19 protein-coding genes are annotated in these 21261 nt (G+C 44.6%); all 19 read right to left on the bottom strand.

All coding sequences use genetic code 11. The features are described from left to right. Window positions 1–70 precede the first annotated feature (70 nt). Window positions 71–1537 (bottom strand): sigma-54 dependent transcriptional regulator, encoded by a 1467-nt coding sequence (locus tag AACT19_RS08725; RefSeq protein ID WP_076646011.1) that lies wholly within the window; start codon window positions 1535–1537, stop codon window positions 71–73. Window positions 1538–1765: 228 nt separating this feature from the next. Further along, window positions 1766–2176 (bottom strand): flagellar export chaperone FliS, encoded by a 411-nt coding sequence (fliS, locus tag AACT19_RS08720; protein WP_076646010.1) that lies wholly within the window; start codon window positions 2174–2176, stop codon window positions 1766–1768. 12 nt (window positions 2177–2188) lie between these two features. Continuing rightward, window positions 2189–2494 carry a flagellar protein FliT gene (locus AACT19_RS08715; RefSeq protein WP_004736193.1) on the bottom strand — a complete coding sequence of 102 codons (306 nt, stop codon included), beginning with the start codon at window positions 2492–2494 and terminating at the stop codon, window positions 2189–2191. A gap of 3 nt (window positions 2495–2497) precedes the next feature. Then, window positions 2498–4525, bottom strand: coding sequence for a flagellar filament capping protein FliD (gene fliD, locus AACT19_RS08710; protein ID WP_076646009.1), 2028 nt, complete (start codon window positions 4523–4525; stop codon window positions 2498–2500). Window positions 4526–4547: 22 nt separating this feature from the next. Beyond that, entirely contained in the window at window positions 4548–4973 is a 426-nt protein-coding gene (flaG, locus tag AACT19_RS08705) for a flagellar protein FlaG (RefSeq protein ID WP_076646008.1), read from the bottom strand. An 81-nt stretch (window positions 4974–5054) separates the two neighbouring features. Next, a complete protein-coding gene (locus AACT19_RS08700; protein WP_004736190.1) occupies window positions 5055–6185 on the bottom strand; it encodes a flagellin in 1131 nt (376 codons plus the stop codon). 581 nt (window positions 6186–6766) lie between these two features. Further along, complete coding sequence (locus AACT19_RS08695) at window positions 6767–7900, bottom strand: flagellin (protein WP_004736189.1); 1134 nt, start codon at window positions 7898–7900, stop codon at window positions 6767–6769. Between the two features lie 717 nt (window positions 7901–8617). Next, complete coding sequence (locus AACT19_RS08690; RefSeq protein ID WP_017076826.1) at window positions 8618–9754, bottom strand: flagellin; 1137 nt, start codon at window positions 9752–9754, stop codon at window positions 8618–8620. Between the two features lie 423 nt (window positions 9755–10177). Next, complete coding sequence (gene flgL / locus AACT19_RS08685; RefSeq protein WP_004736186.1) at window positions 10178–11368, bottom strand: flagellar hook-associated protein FlgL; 1191 nt, start codon at window positions 11366–11368, stop codon at window positions 10178–10180. A gap of 9 nt (window positions 11369–11377) precedes the next feature. After that, window positions 11378–13258: a flagellar hook-associated protein FlgK gene (gene flgK, locus AACT19_RS08680; protein WP_076646006.1), complete on the bottom strand. Its 1881-nt coding sequence runs from the start codon at window positions 13256–13258 to the stop codon at window positions 11378–11380. Window positions 13259–13479: 221 nt separating this feature from the next. Then, entirely contained in the window at window positions 13480–14397 is a 918-nt protein-coding gene (gene flgJ, locus AACT19_RS08675; RefSeq protein WP_076646005.1) for a flagellar assembly peptidoglycan hydrolase FlgJ, read from the bottom strand. A 10-nt stretch (window positions 14398–14407) separates the two neighbouring features. After that, complete coding sequence (locus AACT19_RS08670; RefSeq protein ID WP_017076828.1) at window positions 14408–15499, bottom strand: flagellar basal body P-ring protein FlgI; 1092 nt, start codon at window positions 15497–15499, stop codon at window positions 14408–14410. A gap of 94 nt (window positions 15500–15593) precedes the next feature. Continuing rightward, a complete protein-coding gene (gene flgH / locus AACT19_RS08665; protein WP_017076829.1) occupies window positions 15594–16370 on the bottom strand; it encodes a flagellar basal body L-ring protein FlgH in 777 nt (258 codons plus the stop codon). Window positions 16371–16477: 107 nt separating this feature from the next. Next, window positions 16478–17266 carry a flagellar basal-body rod protein FlgG gene (flgG, locus tag AACT19_RS08660; RefSeq protein WP_004736180.1) on the bottom strand — a complete coding sequence of 263 codons (789 nt, stop codon included), beginning with the start codon at window positions 17264–17266 and terminating at the stop codon, window positions 16478–16480. 21 nt (window positions 17267–17287) lie between these two features. Then, the gene (locus tag AACT19_RS08655) at window positions 17288–18037 is read right to left on the bottom strand and encodes a flagellar basal body rod protein FlgF (protein ID WP_004736179.1); all 750 of its coding nucleotides are present in this window, start codon (window positions 18035–18037) and stop codon (window positions 17288–17290) included. Window positions 18038–18308: 271 nt separating this feature from the next. Then, on the bottom strand, window positions 18309–19613 hold the full coding sequence (gene flgE, locus AACT19_RS08650; protein ID WP_017076830.1) for a flagellar hook protein FlgE: 1305 nt from the start codon (window positions 19611–19613) through the stop codon (window positions 18309–18311). 50 nt (window positions 19614–19663) lie between these two features. Further along, a complete protein-coding gene (flgD, locus tag AACT19_RS08645) occupies window positions 19664–20377 on the bottom strand; it encodes a flagellar hook assembly protein FlgD (protein ID WP_004736177.1) in 714 nt (237 codons plus the stop codon). A gap of 17 nt (window positions 20378–20394) precedes the next feature. Further along, window positions 20395–20808: a flagellar basal body rod protein FlgC gene (flgC, locus tag AACT19_RS08640; protein WP_004736176.1), complete on the bottom strand. Its 414-nt coding sequence runs from the start codon at window positions 20806–20808 to the stop codon at window positions 20395–20397. Between the two features lie 4 nt (window positions 20809–20812). Further along, window positions 20813–21208, bottom strand: coding sequence for a flagellar basal body rod protein FlgB (flgB, locus tag AACT19_RS08635; RefSeq protein ID WP_004736175.1), 396 nt, complete (start codon window positions 21206–21208; stop codon window positions 20813–20815). Between the last annotated feature and the right edge of the window lie 53 nt (window positions 21209–21261).

Raw genomic sequence — 21261 nt, 5'->3', positions numbered from 1 at the left:
CTCTCAACCAAAACGATGCTTTAACTCAACACCCGTCTTAATTTGATATCGCTGAACACGAATCTGAGCTCTATCGCTGTAGATTATACTTACGCATTTTTTCAACCAGAGTGGTTCTGCGCATTCCAAGCATGTCTGCAGCACGGGCAACAATGCCACCCTGCGCTTCCAAAGCTTGGTTAATCATGTTCACTTCCATATCCGCCAACAGCTCTTTCAAATTAACACCTTCTGGTGGTAACTCTTGAGGCGCATTCGCGTTATCGGCAAGATCATCTTGCTGGTCAAAGCTGAAATCTTCTGAGAACAAATCAGAAAGTGCATCACGTTCTTGCTCTTCTTCTGACACAAAGCGATTAAATTCAGGCTGGAACTCAGGGATATCACTGTATCTATATTTAGTGGGTAGATGATTCACATCAACCAAGCTATTCGGATACAGGATAACCATTCGCTCAACGAGGTTCGCTAGCTCACGAACGTTACCTGGCCAGTAGTGCTCCATCAAAGAATTGATAGCACGAGCCGTGAAGCAGATAGGCATACTGCCTTCCGCTTCCATTCGAGTCATTAGTTCTTGAAGCAACAGTGGAATATCTTCTTTACGATCTTGAAGCGCCGGCATTTCAATCGGGAATACATTCAAGCGGTAATAAAGATCTTCACGGAACGAGTCATCGTCGATCATGTCTTCAAGATTGCGGTGTGTTGCTGCAATCACACGAACGTCAGCTTTAATGGTGCTGTTACCACCTACGCGTTCAAAACAGCGCTCTTGCAGTACACGCAACAACTTAACTTGCATTGCCATTGGCATATCGCCAATTTCATCAAGAAACAGTGTGCCACCTTCAGCCAATTCAAAGCGACCTTTTCGTGCAGTAATCGCACCAGTAAATGCGCCCTTCTCATGACCAAACAACTCACTTTCGAGTAAGTCTGGTGGAATAGCACCACAATTCACAGGCACGAAAGGCCCAGAACGGCGCTTAGAGTGATAGTGAATATTACGCGCTACGACTTCTTTGCCGGTACCAGATTCACCAAGAATCAGCACGTTCGCTTCCGTAGAAGAGACTTGTTCAATTAAGTGACGTACTTCTTGAATACCAGCACTTTGCCCTACTAGGCTGCGAAACAGTGTGTTCTTGCGTGCCGAAGACACCACTTGAACGCCCTTGCGGCCTAAGAAATCTTTACAGTGCCTTAATGCATCACTTAATTGCGGGTAGTTAAGAGGAAGTTCAAGCTCGCCAACATAGTTAGTTAGCTCGTCAACCGGGTGATTGTTTTTACCAATCACCAGTAAAGGGATGTGATTGGCGTGAACAAGCTTTTCATTCAGTAATGCGTTGAAGCCTTTACCTTTAATGGTACCAATAATGCAGCCGGCCCACTGTAGTGACCAGTCAACTTTACGTGCTTGTTCAGAGCTGATTACTTCGCAGCTCTCTCCTACAAACTCTAATATTGTGCTTAAATTGTGACGATCTTGAGCGCTATCGTCGACGACAAGCAGTTTTGCCAAACTTTGCATAAGTAGGAATTATTGCCTTTATTTTGGTGCGATGCAGAAAAACGGTGAGCGACGTAATCGATAAAACAGAGAAAAGTATCAATGATTATGGTCTACGTGGACAAATTTAGGAAATCAGCAACGAAAAAAGCCATTAGGCTATCTAATGGCTTCTATTTTATTTGATTAAAAAAATAAGGCAACCAACCAATTAAGGGATATGAGATTGGTTAAAACTGCAGTTTTTCTTTAAATACCTACGTCAGCAGACGTCAAGTTGTGATATTCGTTCGGAATTTGGTCCCAAGCGCTCTTAATTTCGCGGATAATATCGACAACATCATCAATAGGCTGTGGGTCATTTTTGTGATTTGCCGCAGAAATTTGCGTGATCATGAACTCATAAAGTTGATCTAGGTTTTTCGCAATATCGCCACCATCGTCCATAGACAGGCAACTACGTAGGCTAATAATGATATCCAGAGCCTTACCAAGTCGCTCGCCTTTCACTGGGATGTTGCCCGCTTGCATTGCCGCTTTACCTTGAATCAAGCGCTCGATAGCACCTGCCATTAGCATTTGTACAATCTTATGCGGTGAGGCAGCTGTTAGCTGACTATCCACTGATACCTTTTTATATGCCTGTAAAGAACCGCGCATAGTAAACCTCTTTTATAAAAACTTTTTGTATTGTTGAACTGATTTAGCGCCGTGACGGTATTTGTGTAGGGTCTTACCTACTCGACTCGTCTCTGACTGCATCAATTCGACTAATTTTCTGGTTCTGGTAATGGCTTCAAACCACTCAGAACTTTGCTTAACGTCGGGGTGTGAGTCGATTATTTGAAGCACGTTTTGCAATAACTGTTCTCTGTTATCGACAAGCCGCGTTATTTCTTCAGCATTAATTTCACTAAATTCAAGCTTAGAGATAATTAATTGATCGAGTTCACAAAGCTCTTGCAGCTGACTGTTCATCTATTAGCCCAACGCATTCATCATACTGCCCAGCTGGGATTGCATCTTGCTAGTCGCATCTTGCATGGCAGTAAACTTAGAATGTGTGCGGTTTTCTAGGCTGTCCATGCGGCGATCGAGTGCGCTTTGATCATCAACCAAGCGGTAGTTTTGCTCGACTAAGCTCTTTTCTCTAGTACGAATCGAACCTGTGATACCAGTGATACCTTGAATCGCATCTTCCACTTTTTTGGCGAAACCATTGTTGCCGCCAAAGAACTCACCCAACTTATCGAAGTTATTATTAAGTTGACGATCAAGCATGTCGTAGTTAATTTCTAGCGAGCCTTGCCTTGTGGTCGTGATACCAAATTCAGTCAATGACTTGAGATTAGCAGGCGCGCCTTCAATACTTGATGAGAACACCCCTTTCAATCGCGAGTCGGCATTACGTACAGTACTGTCGCCAGAAAGCGGCCCTTTTTGGCCAGTCGTTGGATCAACACCCGCCAAGTTCTTAGACACTTGATAAAACTGATTGTAAGAGTTAACGAAAGATTCAATGTCTTGGCGCACACTATTACGGTCGTACTCAACACCGATTTCGGCCGGTGGCTTATCTTTTGGCGTTTTGCCTTTCACCGTAATATCGATACCTTCTACGGCATCTTCAATCACATTGTTATTACTCGAAAGCTGTGCAACGCCGTCTAGAACGACCATTGAATCTTGCCCTGCCTGAACTTCAGCCATACCGCTATAGGTATCAAAAGACTGTTGTGCCTGTTCGAGCTCAGCTTGCGCTTTATCGACTTTCTCTAAAAGCTCACGCTCTTCGGGTTCTAATTTCGCACGCTCAATTTCTTTGGCTTGTTCCGCGGTCAATTCGCCTTTTTGAACTTTCTCAGCCAAATCGGCTTTTTCTTGTGAAATTTTATCTTCGATTCGCGCTTGTTCAGCTTCCAGCTTTTGCTGAGCTTCTTTCGGCGTCACGTAGGAATCGGTCAGAGTACCCGAGGCAGCATTTGACCACCCCGGCACGTCAGGCGCCTTCTCTATCGCTTTTTCATCAAGCTCAAGTTCTGGTGTGTAGTAAGAATCTAAAAGAGTTCCTGAGGCTGTCTCAGTCCAACCTGGGATATTGTCTTCGGGCATCACAGACTTTGACGCCTGAGCTGCGTCTAGCGCAGCTTGACCATCGGCTGCGGCTTGCTCGCCGTAGCTAAGACTTTGAGAGTCTCCGTCAACATCTGAGGCAGAATCGGTTTGGGTTGCTGGGATAACATTTCCGTCTTCATCGAGTTTTTCACTCGCATTTGGGTCATCGTTAGCGATCGCTTCATCGATGAGTTCAACGGCTTTTCCTGCAGGGGTTAGAGCAAGAACATCTTGTGCAGCAAGGCGCGCTTTCTCAAGCGCCTTCACACGCTCTTCTAGAGTTTTGTATTCGAGTTTTTTTAGAGGATTAGCAGCATCAGACTCTACATTAATGCTGATCTGCTGATCTGAACCAGACTGGTTCGAGGCGACAATAAGTCGTGGGCCTTCGACATCATTGATAATAGATGCACGAACGCCTGGATTGCTATCTGCGCCGTTTATACTGCGAACGACATTGATAAGTTTCGATCTGTCGCCAACTTGCACATCAAAGCTGTCATCACCAAGCGAAACCTGCAGCTTACCTGGGCCAAATTTCATGTCCTCTGACAGTACATCAGAAGCCACTTTATGACTCTGGGCAAGCTGCAACACATCGATGGCATATTTGCCAGCGATCGCTTCGGTAGTCGCGGTTGCAGAGACAAGACCTTCATCGGTACTTTCAACTGTTCGCACAGCAAAAGCTTTTTCCTGACGAAAGTTTGTCATCAGGTTTTTCATCGAATCAAGGGATTCTCTGAGTCTTCCATAGGCACTAATGCTGGTATCGATTCGCGTTCGTTCATTATCAATTCGTTGCTGTTTAGGTACACGCTCCGAATCAACAATTTTGCTGACCATGGAATTGATATCCATGCCAGACGAAATCCCCATTGGGCCAAAACTCATTAAACCACCTCAATAATACGACTTAAACCTTCACCTCAAATATTCTACTATTTGAATTTTGGGCTGCTAGGCGTCTTAGAATTTCAAGCATTTCTTCGTCAGGGATCTGGCGAATAATATCACCGGTTGTGGTCTCATAAATGGTAACCACATCTCTCCCCGACTCTTCATCGACTTTAAAGGCAACACCCTTGTTGAGAGAGGAGATAAACTCGTTTACCTTCTCTACCATCTTGACTCGCTCTTCATCGTTTAACTCTTGTCGATGTTGAGCTAATTGAATCACCGCTTCGGTAGCTTGCTCTTTCGATTTTTCTACCTTGCCATAAGATGTTGCTTCTTTCAGTCGTGAAGTGCTCGACGCACTACTACCTTCATCGCTTGCAAATTTAATGCCATTAGGTGAGCCATAAGGCTGGATGTTCGATGCATTGGATGGTATTTCCATAACAGTCTCCCTCCCTCCTTTGTGAGCCATACAGTAAAACTCTACCCAGAGTAGAGTTTACCGCTACTTACCGAGGTAAGTTTAGCCCAATAAGCTTAGAGCTGCTGATGGTGATTGTTTTGCTTGAGCTAGGATAGAAGTACTCGCCTGTTGTAGGATTTGAGACTTCGTCATTGCTGTCGTTTCTTTCGCGTAATCGGTATCTTTGATACGGCTCTTAGACGCATTAACGTTTTCGTTGATGTTATCTAAGTTGCTGATTGCGTGGTCAAAACGGTTTTGGAAAGCACCAAGAGAAGCACGGTTACTATCTACAGATTTTAGTGCGCCATCAATGATAGATACCGCTTCGTTCGCGCCAGCAACCGAAGTTACATCGATATCGTTAACAGTCACGTCTTTAGCGGCACCGATACCTAGCTCACCAGCAAGGCTGCCACCGAACTCAACATCACCTTCAACTTTTTGGCTTGAAGCGAAAAGTTGCAGTTTGCCGCCTTCACCAACTGACGCTTTAACGTCTTGGCTCTGACCATTAATGTAAGTTGCTAGCTCTTCCATATCGTTGCCTTCCTTCGCAGAAATAGACAACTCTTGTGCTTCACCAAACTTATCGTTGTATTTGATAGTCAGATCAGAACCTGCAGCTACACGCCAAGAAGCATCTTTGCCTTCTGTAACGCCGTAGCTCTTGCCACCCATGTCTTGAGTGTCAGTACGCATGTTATTCATAGTCAGCATTACTGCTTCACCAGAATCTGCACCGATTTGGAAAGATTGACTGCCGTAAGTACCGTTAAGAAGCTTGTTACCACCAAAAGAGGTCGTTTCAGCAATACGGTTAAGTTCTGTGTTTAGAGCAGAGACTTCTTCTTGGATCGCAACACGTTCAGATTTGCTGTTTGAACCATTTGAAGATTGAAGAGAAAGGTCACGCATACGTTGCAGAATGTTAGTTGACTCATTCATTGCACCTTCAGCTGTCTGTGCAATAGAGATACCATCATTCGCGTTTTTCACAGCCATATCTAGGCCACGGCTTTGCGACGTTAAGCGGTTAGAGATTTGTAGGCCTGCAGCATCATCTTTTGCGCTATTGATTTTATAGCCAGAAGACAAACGCTCCATTGATTTTTGAGTACCTTCAGCCGCGCTATTTAGGTAGCGCTGAGCCGTCATTGCAGACACATTAGTGCTTACATTAATCGCCATAGTTGATCTCCTTTAGGCATTTTTTAATGTACTTATATGACTCTCACCTCACACAAATACATGTCAATTTTGTTTATGCACCAGTGTCTCTCTCACCTTACATTGGTACATATCATTTCTCTCAATCCCTTTAACGGCCCCTTAATTAGAAGCTTTAATAAAAATTGCGAGTTTTTTCGTATTATTTTCAACAACAAGGAAAAGTGTGATCGGGCTTCAATTAATAGGGCGACATTCGCTAAAGTTTCCATTCAGCTCGAATTAATGGGCGTGGTGTTGAATATAAAAACCAAAAAAGATTCCTGATATCTCGTTCTACTCGATTCTGGGGTGACGAGAGACTGCTTCGATGTAGTAAGCGAGGGAATCTCGCTTTTGCTCCTGCTTACCAACATGGCACTTTTCCAAATACACCTTCGCCAAATTACAGGCAATAAAAAACCCAGCCGAAGCTGGGTCTGTTTAGCGCTCATCTCTCACCACGAGCTAATTTGTGGAAGCCTAACGTTAACGTTTATGATCAACAACACTTATGATCAACAGCGCTTATAACCAACATTGCAACGTGGCTTTTTAATCGATTAACCTAGTAGGCTAAGTGCCGAGTTCGGAGCTTGCTTCGCTTGAGCAAGGATCGAGCTTGAAGCTTGAGAAAGGATCTGAGACTTAGTCATCTGAGTCGTTTCTTTCGCGAAATCGGTATCTTTAATACGGCTCTTAGATGCATTAACATTTTCGTTAATGTTGTCTAAGTTGCTGATAGCGTGGTCGAAACGGTTTTGGAAAGCACCCAGTTCAGCACGGTGGCTATCTACATACTTAAGTGCCGCATCGATAACTGCAACAGATTCTTGTGCGCCGCCAACTGATGTTACGTCGATAGTATCAACCGTTACATCTTTGCCAGGTTGCATGCCTAGTTCGCCAGCAAGGCTGCCAGAGAATGCTACTTCGCCTTCAACTTTATTGTTGCCAGTAAACATTTGCAGCTTACCGTCTTCAGTTACAGACGCTTTAACAGAATCTTGTTGACCGTTGATGTACGTTGCTAGCTCTTCAATGTCGTCGCCCGCTTTCGCAGACACATCGATTTCTTGTGCTTGGCCGAAGTTATCAGTGAACGACATTTTTAGGTCGTTTGCGCCAGCTTGAACGTTCCAGTCTTTGTCTTTCGCGTTCTCAGTTTGGTAGCTCTTACCACCCATTTGAGCGTTATCAGAGCGCATGTCTTTCAGTTGAAGCATTACCGCTTCACCGTTATCCGCACCGATTTGGAATGATTTAGTACCGTGAGTACCGTTAAGCAGCTTGTTACCACCAAAAGACGTCGTTTCCGCGATACGGTTTAGTTCGTCGTTCAGTGCTGTTACTTCTTCTTGAATCGCTACACGCTCTGATTTTGAGTTTGAGCCGTTTGAAGATTGTAGAGACAAATCACGCATACGTTGCAGGATGTTGGTTGTCTCGTTCATTGCACCTTCAGCAGTTTGTGCAATAGAGATACCGTCATTCGCGTTACGAACAGCAACATCAAGGCCGCGGCTCTGAACGTTCAAACGGTTAGAGATTTGTAGGCCCGCAGCGTCATCTTTTGCGCTGTTGATTTTAGAGCCTGAAGCTAGACGCTCCATTGATGTTTGTTGTGCGCTGTTTGCGTTGTTTAGGTAACGTTGCGCTGTCATCGCTGAAACGTTTGTATTTACATTCACTGCCATGGTGATTTCTCCAATTGATTTTCCGGTATAGCGGTTTCCGACGTCTCGGAAAACCAAGTAGTTCTCTCAAAGTTACATTTAATAACGGCTCAAAATCCCGAAGCTTTAGAAAAACTTTAAAAAAACCACAAATAAAATATTAAATCATTACTTATCAGTAAGTTAAATTTCACACTTTTCTAAAAAGGCGATGGGGTTTAATCGGGTATAAATCTTAATTTGTTCAAAAAACACGCTAACTACCGTTCAAGTTGGTCAACGCTCAGAAATGATCAATCACCAAAGATCATTGATGGGCATAAAAATTGTGCAATTCATCTAGCCAAGTGGACCATTTTTAGCGACGAAAATGGAGCGAATTGAAGCGTTAAGGGTTAGAAAACTAAAAGTTAGAAACCAGTGGGAAACGCAAAAGACAAGAAAACAAAAAGGTAAAAAGCAAAAAGATAGAAATAAGAAAGATAGGAAACAGAGAAATAAATAACAGAAAGGAAAAAGCCCCTTTTCCTTTGAGAGAACCGGGGCTAGTTGGCAGGTCAGAGCCTGTGTGGAGATCATCGAGAAATGAACACATTTCTGACTCGCCGTTGCATTCTTACCGTAAAAATGAATAGCAGGTGAGAGATGAGAGAGCTAAACACTCATAGTAAGTATGCTTGCCAGTTTCCCTTGCTGCATGGCTCACGTCTGAACACGAGCAGCAAGTTCAACCAATAACTATTGCAATAGTGTCATTGCAGAGTTAGGCAACTGTTTTGCTTGAGCAAGTATCGAAGTACCTGCTTGTTGCAGAATTTGTGATTTGGTCATTTGCGTCGTCTCTTTCGCAAAGTCCGTATCTTTGATTCGGCTGTTAGAAGCATCTACGTTCTCTTGAACGTTTGCCAAGTTATTAATACTGTGGCTTAGACGGTTCTGTTTAGCACCCAAATCAGCACGCTGTGAATCTACGTACTTCATTGCAGAATCAATTACGCTGATTGCGTTTTGTGAACCTGCAACGCTAGTCAGGCTGATATCTTGAACCGATGTTGCACGGCCTTCACTCTTAATACCTAGCTCAGAGGCTAAACCACCAGAGATCGACATTGCACCTTCAAGGTCAGGTTCAGCAACAAATAGTTGAATGCGACCATCATCGGTAACCGATGCGTTCACAAGATCAGATTGACCATTAATGTAAGTAGCAAGCTCTTCGATATCATCACCCGCTTTGGTATTGATATCTAAAACGATGTCTTCACCTGCTTTGGTTCTGAATTCAAACTTAAGATCGCTCGCCGTTGGCGGCACTTCCCAGCTTTTATCTTTACCATTTTCAGAATCGAACGTAGTACCGCCCATACGGAAATCATCAGCACGAACACTAGTGAGTCCCATAATCATTGCTTCACCAGAGCTAGAACCTATCTGGAAAGATGCTTCACCAAATGAACCATTCAACAGACGACGGCCACCAAAAGAGGTCGTTTCCGCGATACGGTTTAGCTCATCTTGAAGTGCCGAAGACTCTTCATTAAGCGCTGTACGTTCCGCTGCCGAGTTCGTACCGTTTGATGATTGAATCGCCAGATCACGCATACGTTGTAATACGTTAGTTGATTCGTTCATCGCGCCTTCAGCGGTTTGTGCAATAGAAATACCATCATTGGCATTACGCATTGCCACGTCTAAACCACGTGATTGCGCCGTTAAACGGTTAGAGATTTGCAGACCAGCTGCATCATCTTTCGCGCTGTTGATTTTATGCCCTGACGACAAACGCTCCATAGAGGTCGCTAAATCATTAGACGCTTTATTCAGGTAACGCTGTGCTGTCATAGCAGAAACGTTAGTGCTTACATTAATAGCCATTTTGCTCTCCTTATGAGTTCGCAAACTTTCTGCGAAGCGGCCAGCTTTACTCTCATATGGATAAGCACTGACCGTGTATTACTCGCTAAACCCTATGCAGGGTTTAAGATCTGTATAAATCATTTAATGACCAATACAGATACAAGTTATATGCCAAGTTTAATACTGTTTCGATTAATTTTTAATATATATAAAATCAATCACTTAAATTAAAACTTAACTCGATTTGGTTTAACTGGCTTGGGGAACAAAAAGTACCTTCGTTGACCCATTGCCGCTTTTTGCCGCTATTTTCAGACAGATGACATCTTGTATAAAAAACCGGCAAAGGTTGAAGTGATTCGCTCATACGGCATAGCACATACGGCAAAGAATCTAACTTCAATGGTGAGCGTTAGTTCACCACTAAATATCGATTGATCATTAAATATAGTTAAACAAGGTCAGGTCTTTGGTTTTACCAAACGCTTGTTGAGAAGCTTGCAATGCTCGAGAGTTTTCATTGAACTCAATGATGGCTTTCGAGTAGTCCAAATCTTCAAAGTTGCTTTTCGCTTTGGCTAAAGACAACTTAAAATCTTCATGCTGTTGCTCTTGAATATCCAGCGTACTTAAACGCGCACCAACATCGGTTCTCGCCTTGGTCAAATGGATAAACGCGGCGTGGAACTCTTCGGTTACTTGGTGCAATTTCGCTGTTGCTGATGCATCCGATACCGGGTTTTCAGCCTGCTCAGCAGCTTCTTTGAACGTATCAAAGATAGAGAAAGTCTCTCGCGGTTCTAAGGTGATCGAATCACCTTTAGTGATTTGGCCTTTGATTTGGATATTCAGCCCTTCATAGACAATGCCAGTCGAAGGATCAAAGTCTTCTGCGGCCACCACTGCGCCATCTTTTTCAAGTTGATAAGCATAATTTCCTGTCTGCATATCAACGAACGTCACTTTATACGTTGACCCATCTTCAGCTGAGTTCGTCGCACGTTCCAAAAGTAATTCAGAAGCGGGTTCGAGTTCGTACTGCGGTTCGTAATCACCAAACGGGTTATCTATTTCCATAAATAACTTACTGCCTGGATCATTCATCGCCATCTCGAAGCTACTCGCTACACGCATCTTTCGCTGATAGTCATCGCCCTGATAGCTGACGTTACCTTGGTTATCTCTAAAGAAGGGTTGATTCTTCGGCTTAGTACCCGCAAACGTGTAGTTACCCGACTCATCTTGAGAGTTAGCTAGATGCAGAAAATTATTTGATAGCTCTTGGATCTCGCGTTTCTTCGCTAAACGGTCCTCTGGAGAAAGCGCACCGTTAATCATTTCCATCACGGTTCGTTTTGCTTCATCAGCAAAGCCTTCGGTGTTGGAGACCAATACCTCATGATGCTCTAATCGATTACGAACCAAGACGATTGCGTCACTATATTGCTTAAGCTGCTCTGATTGCTGACCAATATTCTGTAAATAGTGAGTCGCAAGAGGATCATCACTTGGCGACTGCAACTTCTTACCAGAAGCAAGTTGCGCTTGGTTGTGATGTATCTTGTTCTCTTGACGACGCAAGTCGTTCTGAACAGATTGGTAGTTGTGGAAGCTAGAAATACGATTCAACATTTATACTTCCTACCTCAGAGCCAAAATAGTATTGAACGTATCATTGGCTGCTTGCATGATGCGTGAAGAAGCCATGTACGCTTGCTGAAATTTCATCATATTTGCCGCTTCTTCATCGAGGTTAACCCCCGAAACTGAAGCAATACGTTCCTGAGCGGATTCCTTTTCTAAGGTGGCAATGTCGCTTAACCGATTTGCCGTCGACGCTTTCAGGCCCGTGTTGGTATTCAAGTTGTGGTAAAGGTCCAAAATCGTAGACTCACCATCATTCAAGATCTTTCCAGTTTGGAGATCTTGCAGCTTACGCAAGTTACCGTTGTCACCCTCTGATGGGACAAGGTTTGCCGTAAATTTATCGTTTGCCACAGCCCCAGCGGTCAACTCGAAAGTCGTGCCATTAATCGTAACCGGGCCTTCAGGTGGGTACGGCTGCGGCTGCATTAAAATATTGCCTTTCGGGTCAGTCACAGCAAACTGATCACCTTTTGGTGAAACAATCACTTCAAACTCACGCAATTGACCGGCCGCTAGGATTTTGAACCCCGCCGAGCCTTTCGCGAACGTGGTCGATGCCTCATAACTTTGTGCGGCAATATCTCTAGGGTCTTTGGTTTCCATCTGAATCTGAGCCGCAAAGTTACGCGTTGGACGCAGTAACAGCTTCTCACCCAATTCAGGCGGGTTTCGAACTTCGACTCGCATCCCATCTAGATAAAAAGCATTGCCTGCTGAATTCGTGCTGACTTTTACCGTTTCGCCGTCAGGTTTGGTCACGACATAGTCACTGCCGTCATACTTAAGACCATACTCGCCACCTTTCAAGGCAGAGGTGTCATCAATATATACGGCAACATCAGCCTTTGATTGGCTGCCAGCCGTCACGCGTGATTTCGCCACGCGCTCAGAGTTCACATCGGTGAAGATGTCTTGGCCAACATTGCCATTGAGATCCAAACCCTGTGATTGAAGTGAGTTTACTTTCTCCGAGAAAGCCGTCGCCAAACGCCCAAGCTCATCCATGATGTCAGGAATGTGTTCGTCTCGCATATCGAGCATGGCACCGATTTTCCCATCGATATCATTACTGGTAATCGGCTTCAGAGACTTACCTTCAACAATCGCTAGTCTACGCTGATGCGTATCAGGCAAACCATCAACCAGCTTCAGTTGACTTGCTTCACTACCAGAAACCAAGGTATGACCATTACCAATATGGACGTTAAATCCTTCCGCATTAGAGCGCGGCGTTACCGTCACTTTGGTGTAGCCAGATAGCTCATTGATCAACTTTTCGTGCTGATCTCGTAAATCATTGTGAGGCCCTGGTGTTCGCATCATCAGACGCTGAACGTCACGAATCTCAACCGCAATTTGGTTTACTCGTTCAATGCCGACTTCTAATTTTTTGTTCGTAGAATCAGACTGTTGACGTACCGTTTCATGAAATTCATTCAAGGTTTTAGTTACAAGCCCTGCTTTTTCTAAAACGACTTTACGCGCACCCACATCATTCGGGGTATCGGCGAGAGTCTTAACAGAATCAAACCATTCGTTGAGGTTTTCTGGAATCTTCTTTGAAGCGACCGACGACAACATGCTCGACAGCATATCGAGGTTGGCTTCGGTATCGCCTTTGTTGGCGGCATTGGTTGTCGATAAGTTAAGTTCTTTGACGGCAAACTGATCCCAAGAGCGGCGAACATTTTCCACATGCACACCCATACCGTAGGATTGCCCACCGTACTGGCGCGGGTCATTCACACCTTGAATCACAGACTGGCGGCTATAGCCCTCTGTGTTGGCGTTAGAAATGTTATGACCTGTGGTGTTGAGCTGTCTCTGAGCCGTAAGAACACTTTGTGCCCCTACATTCAGAAGATCCGACGCCATAATGCCCCCAAAAAAACTTAACAAAACCAGAATGAACTGATTAACTACAACCGCATACTACCAAGATAAAAGCAATATATGTGCCAATACAAATGATGGAGAGTTAAAAGACAATAATTTATTGAAGTGTAAGGAGATAACTATGGATTACGCGTAAGAACTGAAGGGACGGAGAAGAAAAGAGCCTGCCAGTAGCAAGCTCTCTATGTTGATTTATGACGCTAGTTCATCTCATCAATCTTGGCTTTAACTCGTAAAACCTTGTCTGCATAGTTAGGGTCAGTTGCGTAACCAGCCTGATGAATACCTTTGATAAAATTCTCTGAATTGCCTTGATGCTGTAGCGCCGTTTCGTATCTTGGATTTTCATTCAAGAACTTCACGTAATCATTAAAGCTCTCTTCGAAATTAGAGTAAGAACGGAAAGAAGCAGACTCTTTAACGGCGGTTTTGCCATGGAACTCAAGAGTTTGAGTCGCGACCTTATCGCCCTTCCAACTTCTATCTGCTTTGATGTTGAATAGGTTATTACTGTTGCCCAAAGAGTTCTTAATCATCTTAGAGCCCCAACCTGTTTCAAGTGCCGCTTGCGCCAGTAGCAGTGACGAATCAACACCGAGTGCACTCGCCGCTTTTTCAGCGTAAGGCTTCATTGAGGTAACAAACGATTCTGGGGAATCGAAAGATGCTGGTTGTTTAACAGCGGAAGCAGATTGAACTTCAGATGCTCTCTCTTCTGAACGACCTGAATATTGAGGTCTTTCCAACGAGGTATCAAAACCTTCACTGCGAACCTTATCTTCTGTCGCGTCGCTTGCTTGACCAGCGCTTAACTGAGCTACAATCATGTCCGCAAGGCCTAATGAACCTGAAGCACTCAACTCACTCGCCATTTGGTCATCTTGCATCTGACGATAAAACTGCTCGTTCTGGCTGTTCAGCATATCCGACTTAAAGCTTGAGTTAGCATCGCGCATTGACTTAAACAACATCGAGGTGAAAATCGATTCAAACTGTTTTGCCGCCGCGGTTAGTGCCTCTTTTTCGCTGCCTTCTTCACCGTTTACGGCTTGTTGACGAAGGCGGTCTAAACTGCCGATGTCGTGAATAAAGCCGATGTCATTGTTATTCTTAATCATGCGTTATTCCCTAGATAATGATCAATTGACCTTCAATTGCACCCGCTTGTTTCAGTGCTTGAAGGATTGCCATTAAATCAGAAGGTGCAGCGCCCACTTCATTGACTGCTCGGACCAAATCATCCAGCGTTAGGCCAGGTTCAAATTTGAACATCTTGCCATCGCCTTCCGTGATTTCGATATCAGAATCAGGAACCACTACCGTTTGGCCGCCAGAGAATGCATTCGGTTGGCTTACGTTGAGATTTTCTTTGATTGCAACCGTCATACCACCGTGGGTAACCGCCGCCGCTCTTAGGCGAACGTGCTTACCAACCACAATAGTACCGGTACGAGAGTTAACAATAATTTTTGCAGAACCCTCTGCAGGATCAAATTCGATGTTTTCGATTGCCGATAAGAAAGCCACGCGTTGGCTGATTTCTCGAGGAGCGCGAACTTTTACTGACGTCGCGTCAACCGCAGACGCCATTTGTGGACCTAGGAAGTTGTTAACCGCATCAGCCAAACGCTGAGCCGTTGTGAAATCAGATTGAATTAGGTTAAAGGTTATGTAGTCACCACGACCGAATGGGGTCGGGATCTCTTGTTCAACCGTCGCACCGCTAGATATGATGCCGACATTAGGGTTGTTACCGACAATCTTAGAACCGTCGTTACCTTGTGCACTAAAGCCACTTACTACCAAGTTACCTTGAGCCACAGCATACACTTGACCGTCTAGACCTTTCAGGAAAGTCTGCAGTAAGGTACCACCACGAAGGCTTTTTGCTGATCCGATAGAAGACACCGTTACGTCAACTTCCTGGCCCTGCTTAGAGAATGCCGGGAGTTCAGCGGTAACAATTACCGCGGCGACGTTTTTAGTTTTTGGCTTGGTGCCGGGCGGCAATTGGATGCCAAAGTTTTGCAGCATTGCGTTAAACGTTTGATCGGTAAAGGGAGTTGTCTCACCTGTCCCCGGCAAACCCGTAACCAAACCATAACCGACAAGTTGGTTACTACGAACACCCGCCACTTTTGCCACGTCTTTAATACGCGCAGCATGGGCACTGGTGGCAAGAAATAGCATGCCGAATAGTACGAGTGTGAGTTTTTTCATTGAGTAACCTGTCTGTATTGCTTTAGTTTATAATAACTTAGCGAAATATTTGTGATTAATGAGAGCTGTCAGTATCTCGACGCCCTATCAAGCTCTACAGAGATACATTAAAGAATCGTGCCAAGAATCCAGGCTCTTGCATATCTTTCTGCACGCCCGTACCTGAATACTGAATTCGTGCGTTAGAAACACGGTTTGAAGCGATGGTATTTTCGAAGTCTATATCATCAGGACGGATGGTGCCGCTTAGGCGGATGTACTCATCGCCCGTGTTCAGTGTCATCCACTTTTCACCACGGACCACTAGGTTACCATTGGCTAAGACTTCGATAACTTCAACGGTAATGTAGCCGCTGATGCTGTTACTTTGGTTGGCTGACGCGTCACCCGCAAAGGTGTTGGTGTTGCTCAGATCATAAGAGAAGTTGTACTTGTCGATCGTCAGCTCTTGACCACCAACTGCAAGCGGCTCCATCGTTGCATCATTCGACTTAGACATGTCTGCGTTGGCTTTCTTGGTCGCTCGAGTATTCTCGTCTAACGCCACGGTAATGATGTCACCAATACCACGAGGTTTTGAGTCGTCATACATGCTGCCAATGTGATTAACATTGAACAATGAGCCCGTTGCTGCTGCGTAGTGTTCTGGTTTTTCTTTTGGATTGATTGGCGCCCATGCTGGGTCACCAGCAACTGGATCGGTTCGACCACGAAGTGTATCAATAATGCCTGAGCTCTCTTGAGCCGACTTATCACCTTCCACGGCATCAACCACTGTGGTTGCGTTTTCTTCTGCCGGAGTCTCAATAGGATCCAAAACAGAACACCCCGTCATAGACATAAACAGAGCTAAACAAAAAATACGTTTCATGGCGATATACTCTCAGCAGGCAATGGTAAATAGATCAATTGGTAGAAACACGTCAGTTAATTGGAAAAATCAATTAATTATCAATAAGTAAATGGCTAATAAACCAATTACAGCTGTTGGTTAACAAAGCTCATCATCTTGTCTACCGACGAGATAACTTTCGAATTCATTTCGTAGACACGTTGAGCTTCAATCATATTCACCAGCTCTTCGGTTACGTTGACGTTCGATGTCTCGAGCATCGACTGACGAATATTACCTAAGCCATCAAAGCCAGGAACACCCTCTTGCGGGTCGCCACTAGCACCGGTTGGTAAGTAAAGGTTTTGACCTACAGGCTCTAAACCACCTGGGTTTACGAAGTCAGTGATGGTGATTTGGCCAACCACGACGTTGTTTTGCTCACCACGTAGACGTACTGATACTTCGCCGTCGTTACCAACCGTCACCGAAATCGCATCTTCAGGAATCACGATTTCTGGTTGCAGAGCATAACCTTGACCTGATGTAACGATCGCGCCGTCACCGTTCAGAGTGAACTGACCATTTCGGCTGTAACCTGTTTCACCGTCTGGCATTTCAACTTGGAAGAAGCCGTCGCCTTCAATCATCATATCTAAGCTGTTCGACGTTGTTTGCGCGTTACCGTGAGTGTGCACTTTTTGAGTTGCGACTACTTTTGAACCTGCACCTAACATCAAGCCACTAGGCAGCTCAGTATTTTGAGACGATTGGCCACCTGGCTGGTTGATATTCTGATAGAACAGATCTTCAAACACCGCACGGCTCTTTTTAAAACCAATGGTCGAGGCGTTGGCAAGGTTGTTCGAAATCGTTGAGATATTGGTTTGTTGTGCGTCTAAACCTGTTTTACTTACCCATAATGCTGGATGCATAGTAAATTCCTTTAAATTCTATTAGCTCATACGAAGCAGTGAATCAGACGACTTGTCCATTTCCTCTGCCGTGCTCATCATCTTGACCTGCATTTCAAACTGACGTTGCAAGTCAATTAGGCTGGTCATTTCACCTACAGCATTTACGTTACTGCCTTCGATAGCACCTTTAAGCAACGTTACCGCTGCATCCGCTTCGTATGCCTGATCTGGGTTTTTCGAACGGAATAGACCATTCGTATCTTTAAACAAACTTTGGTTGTCTGGGCGTACAAGTTTAATACGGTCAACAATCGCTAATTCTTCAGCTGGAGCGCCTTGAGGAATCACCGAAATCGTACCATCTGTACCAATTTCTACTTTGCTGATCGGGATTGGGAGCGTGATTGGCGCGTCATTCTCACCTAACACCAAGTGACCGCTTGCGTTGGTTAACAAACCGTTTTGGTCAACCTTTAGATTACCATTACGCGTTAAACCTTCACGGCCTGTGTTATCCATCACTGAAATCCAACCATCACCTTGAATAGTGACATCGAGATCGCGGCCAGTGGTGACCACGCTACCTTGTGCAAAATTATGACCCGGACGTTCTGTCATGCTGAAAACACGAGTAGGCATGCCTTCACCGTACGCTTGCATTGAACGTGCTTGTGCTAAATCAGCACGGAAACCCGTTGTACTTACGTTGGCAAGGTTGTTAGCACGTAGCTGCAAAGCTTGCATATTTTGCTTAGCGCCACTCATGGCAAGAAACAGTGCGCGATCCATAATTTTGCTCCAAAAAATCATCTTCTGGGGCTAATAAAGCAAACACTGTGCCAATATTTTTAACTGTTATTTATCAATAATTTAAATAGAAAAAGAACGAAGAGGGGTGATCGTCAAAGGATCATTGAGGAATAATTGTTGCCAGAGGCATTACCGGGCGGCAATAGGGGCGGCAAATAGAAAAGCAAACAGCCATATCAAATTCAGCAACAATACCCAATTCAATAACATTGAATTGGGTATTCGCAGATGATTCAAACGCTCGAAACGATTAACGAATCTGAAGAATATTCTGTTGCAGTTGGTTGTGTACTTCTAGAGAACGCGAGTTCGCTTGGAAGTTACGTTGAGCAGAAATCAAATCAACCAGTTCTTGAGTCATATCGATGTTCGACTGCTCTAGCGAACCGTTGTTGATGCTACCAAATGAACCTTTATTCGATTCACCCCAGATTTTAGAACCTGAGTCATTAGTAGAATCCCACTGAGTGCCGCCTTTCTTATCTAGGCCTTGCTCATTGGGTACACGAACCAAGCCTACACGGCCAAGCATTACGTTTTCACCATTTGAGTAAGTACCTAAAACACTGCCGTACTCATCGAAATCGATTTTGGTTAAGAAACCTGTTGTCGCGCCATCTTCATCGAACTTAGTTAGTTCAAATGGAGCAGCAAACTGAGTTGACGAATCTAGACCAAACTTAAGTACTTGCGTTGGATCAGCACCGTTCAAATCAATTGGGTTAGCTCCTGCACCTAGTGCTTCAGAGTTAATTGGCTGGCCATTGTTAAGGCTCGCCAACGTACCGTCATTGTTGAACTTCATTGTATGACCAACGTGACCTTGTGCATTTGTCGCATCACCACCCGTGATGTTGACCGGCTTTTCACCGTTCTCATCTGACATGGTGTAGTACGTCTGCCAAGTGTTTGGTTGAGTCTGATCTTTGAGGTAGTAAGTCGTTAACTTGTAAGACTGCCCCATAGAATCGTATACCGTCGAAGACGTTGCACGGTTATAGGTATCAGCATCTTTGAAGTTAAATGCAGCCGGGTCTTTAAGATCACCGTTTGCAGGAAGGTTAACCCCTACTTCAATGTTTTCTGTCTGTTTTGGCTTACCAAACTCAGCAGGAATGTCGAGAGGCTTTGGCGCGTAAGAAAGAACTTCACCCGAGTTTGGATCAACATCGTAACCTAAAAGAAACTCATCGTTAGCGGTAACCATGTAGTTGTCTTTGTTTAGGTGAAATGCACCATTACGCGTTAGTTCATTGATCTCCGGTACCATACGGTCTTTCGATACTGCAAAGAAACCTGTACCACTTACACGTAAGTCCATTGGGTTGTTTGTATAAATACTTGAACCTTCATGGAACTGTTGCGCCACTTGGCTAGCTTGCGCACCGCCACCTGCCGTCGTTTTTGCGTTAGTGAATAACGAACTTGAGTAAACATCGCCAAACTCCGCACGTGACTCTTTAAAGCCGAATGTGTTTGCGTTCGCAATGTTGTTACTGGTTGTATTCAGGTCTAGTTGTGCAGCGGATAGACCGCTTAAAGCTACATATGACATTCCAATATTCTCCTAATCTCTCTAGCTAGCATAATCACTCTTTTAAAGCGTTACGCTTTACCAACTTCTAGTACTTCAGCAAGTCGTACTGGCGATGTGAAACCAGCCAGATTGAGTAGTACGTTGCCATCGCCCTTACCAAGAAGCACACTGTTCACGTTCGCATAACTGGAAACTTGGAACTCTGTGTTCTCGCCATCCAGTAAACCCGACGCTTTCACGTTGTATTTACCAGCCGGCAATGGGTTACCGTCTTCGTCTTTTCCGTCCCATTCAACACGTGTGTCGCCTGATGGTTTAGAGCCGATATCAAAAGTGCGAACCAATTGGCCAACTTCGTTCTCAACACGGACGATTACATTGTCCATTGCCTGAGGAAGCTTAACCATTGACGCCATACCGCCATCACCGGGTTTCACACCTGCCGCACCAGGAACCAATACATCGCGGCCAACCAAAGAGGATGCCTGTAATGCTTGGTTAGAAGTCATTGATGAATTCAAGCTTTCAAACTGTGTATTCATTTTGCCAATGCCATCTACGGTCGCAAATGAAGCCATTTGCGCAATCATCTGGTCATTGCTAACCGGCTTAAAAGGGTCTTGTTGGGCTAATTGCTTAGTCAACAAAGATAAGAAGTCTTCTTGTTTAAGATCCTGCTTACCTGTTGTTTCGTCGGGCTTTTTCGCGCCATCTTGAAGACTCTTCAGCTGGTCAACATAGGACAAGCCGCTTTGACCAACATTGTTGTTGATTCCAGCCATGTGCTACCTCCTTATCCTTATTGACCCATCTGCAGCGTACGCAGCAGCATTTGTTTACTCGAGTCAGCAACCTGCACGTTTGTTTGGTACGCGCGTGATGCCGAAATCATGTTTGCCATTTCTTCCATAACGTTCACGTTAGGCTTGTAGATATAGCCTTCGTTATTCGCTAATGGGTGATCTGGGTTGTACTCCGCGCTCAACGGCTTATCGCTTTCCACAATACCTAATACTTTCACAGGCACAGTGTGACCACTGTTGCGTGCTTTATTTAACTCAGCGCCGAACACTGCGTGGCGAGCCTTGTAAGTTTCTTCAGCAGAACTACTTACACTGTCCGCGTTTGCAAGGTTGCTCGAGGTCGTATTTAGACGAACAGATTCAGCACTCATCGCAGAACCAGTCACATTGAATACATTGAATAAACTCATCTAATTATTCCCCTTTAATCGCTTTAGTTAAATTCTTGAACTTACTTCCTAGGAAGTCGAGAGAGGCTTGATGCCTAATTTGGTTTTGCATGAAAAGGTTTCTTTCCAAATCCAAATCAACCGTGTTGCCATCTCCTGTATCAGGTTGGGTAGGAATTCGATACTTCGTTTCCCCGTTCACCGTTGTTGAGGCAGAAATGTGCCGACCATCTGTACGGCTAAGACCAATGCTTGCCCCAGAACTTGCCGCTTGCAGCGATTTCTTAAAGTCTAATCCTTTTGCTTTATACCCAGGCGTGTTTGCTTGCGCGATATTGGTGGAAAGCACCTCAGCGTTACGCTCACGTACACCAACTGTGTGCTGGTGAATGCCTAAAGCATTGTCAAAAGAAATAGCCATGTAAACCTCAACTCAAGAACTGACTGTTATGAGATAACCAAAGCAATATATAT

This window comes from Vibrio sp. 10N.222.47.A9, from assembly GCF_963872585.1.
Lineage (GTDB): Bacteria > Pseudomonadota > Gammaproteobacteria > Enterobacterales > Vibrionaceae > Vibrio > Vibrio splendidus.
This window is presented reverse-complemented; position numbering and strand designations above follow the sequence as displayed.

Coding starts and splice junctions, on each gene's coding strand:
- flgL (WP_004736186.1), bottom strand. CDS start 11,368: ATGTTGAATCGTATTTCTAGCTTCCACAACTACCAATCTGTTCAGAAC.
- flgK (WP_076646006.1), bottom strand. CDS start 13,258: ATGGCGTCGGATCTTCTGAATGTAGGGGCACAAAGTGTTCTTACGGCT.
- flgJ (WP_076646005.1), bottom strand. CDS start 14,397: ATGATTAAGAATAACAATGACATCGGCTTTATTCACGACATCGGCAGT.
- flgD (WP_004736177.1), bottom strand. CDS start 20,377: ATGGCTGGAATCAACAACAATGTTGGTCAAAGCGGCTTGTCCTATGTT.
- fliD (WP_076646009.1), bottom strand. CDS start 4,525: ATGAGTTTTGGCCCAATGGGGATTTCGTCTGGCATGGATATCAATTCC.
- AACT19_RS08715 (WP_004736193.1), bottom strand. CDS start 2,494: ATGAACAGTCAGCTGCAAGAGCTTTGTGAACTCGATCAATTAATTATC.
- AACT19_RS08690 (WP_017076826.1), bottom strand. CDS start 9,754: ATGGCTATTAATGTAAGCACTAACGTTTCTGCTATGACAGCACAGCGT.
- fliS (WP_076646010.1), bottom strand. CDS start 2,176: ATGCGCGGTTCTTTACAGGCATATAAAAAGGTATCAGTGGATAGTCAG.
- AACT19_RS08725 (WP_076646011.1), bottom strand. CDS start 1,537: ATGCAAAGTTTGGCAAAACTGCTTGTCGTCGACGATAGCGCTCAAGAT.
- AACT19_RS08670 (WP_017076828.1), bottom strand. CDS start 15,499: ATGAAAAAACTCACACTCGTACTATTCGGCATGCTATTTCTTGCCACC.
- AACT19_RS08700 (WP_004736190.1), bottom strand. CDS start 6,185: ATGGCGATTAATGTAAGCACTAATGTGTCTGCAATGACGGCTCAGCGC.
- flgG (WP_004736180.1), bottom strand. CDS start 17,266: ATGCATCCAGCATTATGGGTAAGTAAAACAGGTTTAGACGCACAACAA.
- flgH (WP_017076829.1), bottom strand. CDS start 16,370: ATGAAACGTATTTTTTGTTTAGCTCTGTTTATGTCTATGACGGGGTGT.
- flgC (WP_004736176.1), bottom strand. CDS start 20,808: ATGAGTTTATTCAATGTATTCAATGTGACTGGTTCTGCGATGAGTGCT.
- flaG (WP_076646008.1), bottom strand. CDS start 4,973: ATGGAAATACCATCCAATGCATCGAACATCCAGCCTTATGGCTCACCT.
- AACT19_RS08695 (WP_004736189.1), bottom strand. CDS start 7,900: ATGGCAGTGAATGTAAATACAAACGTTTCAGCGATGACAGCGCAACGT.
- AACT19_RS08655 (WP_004736179.1), bottom strand. CDS start 18,037: ATGGATCGCGCACTGTTTCTTGCCATGAGTGGCGCTAAGCAAAATATG.
- flgB (WP_004736175.1), bottom strand. CDS start 21,208: ATGGCTATTTCTTTTGACAATGCTTTAGGCATTCACCAGCACACAGTT.
- flgE (WP_017076830.1), bottom strand. CDS start 19,613: ATGTCATATGTAGCTTTAAGCGGTCTATCCGCTGCACAACTAGACCTG.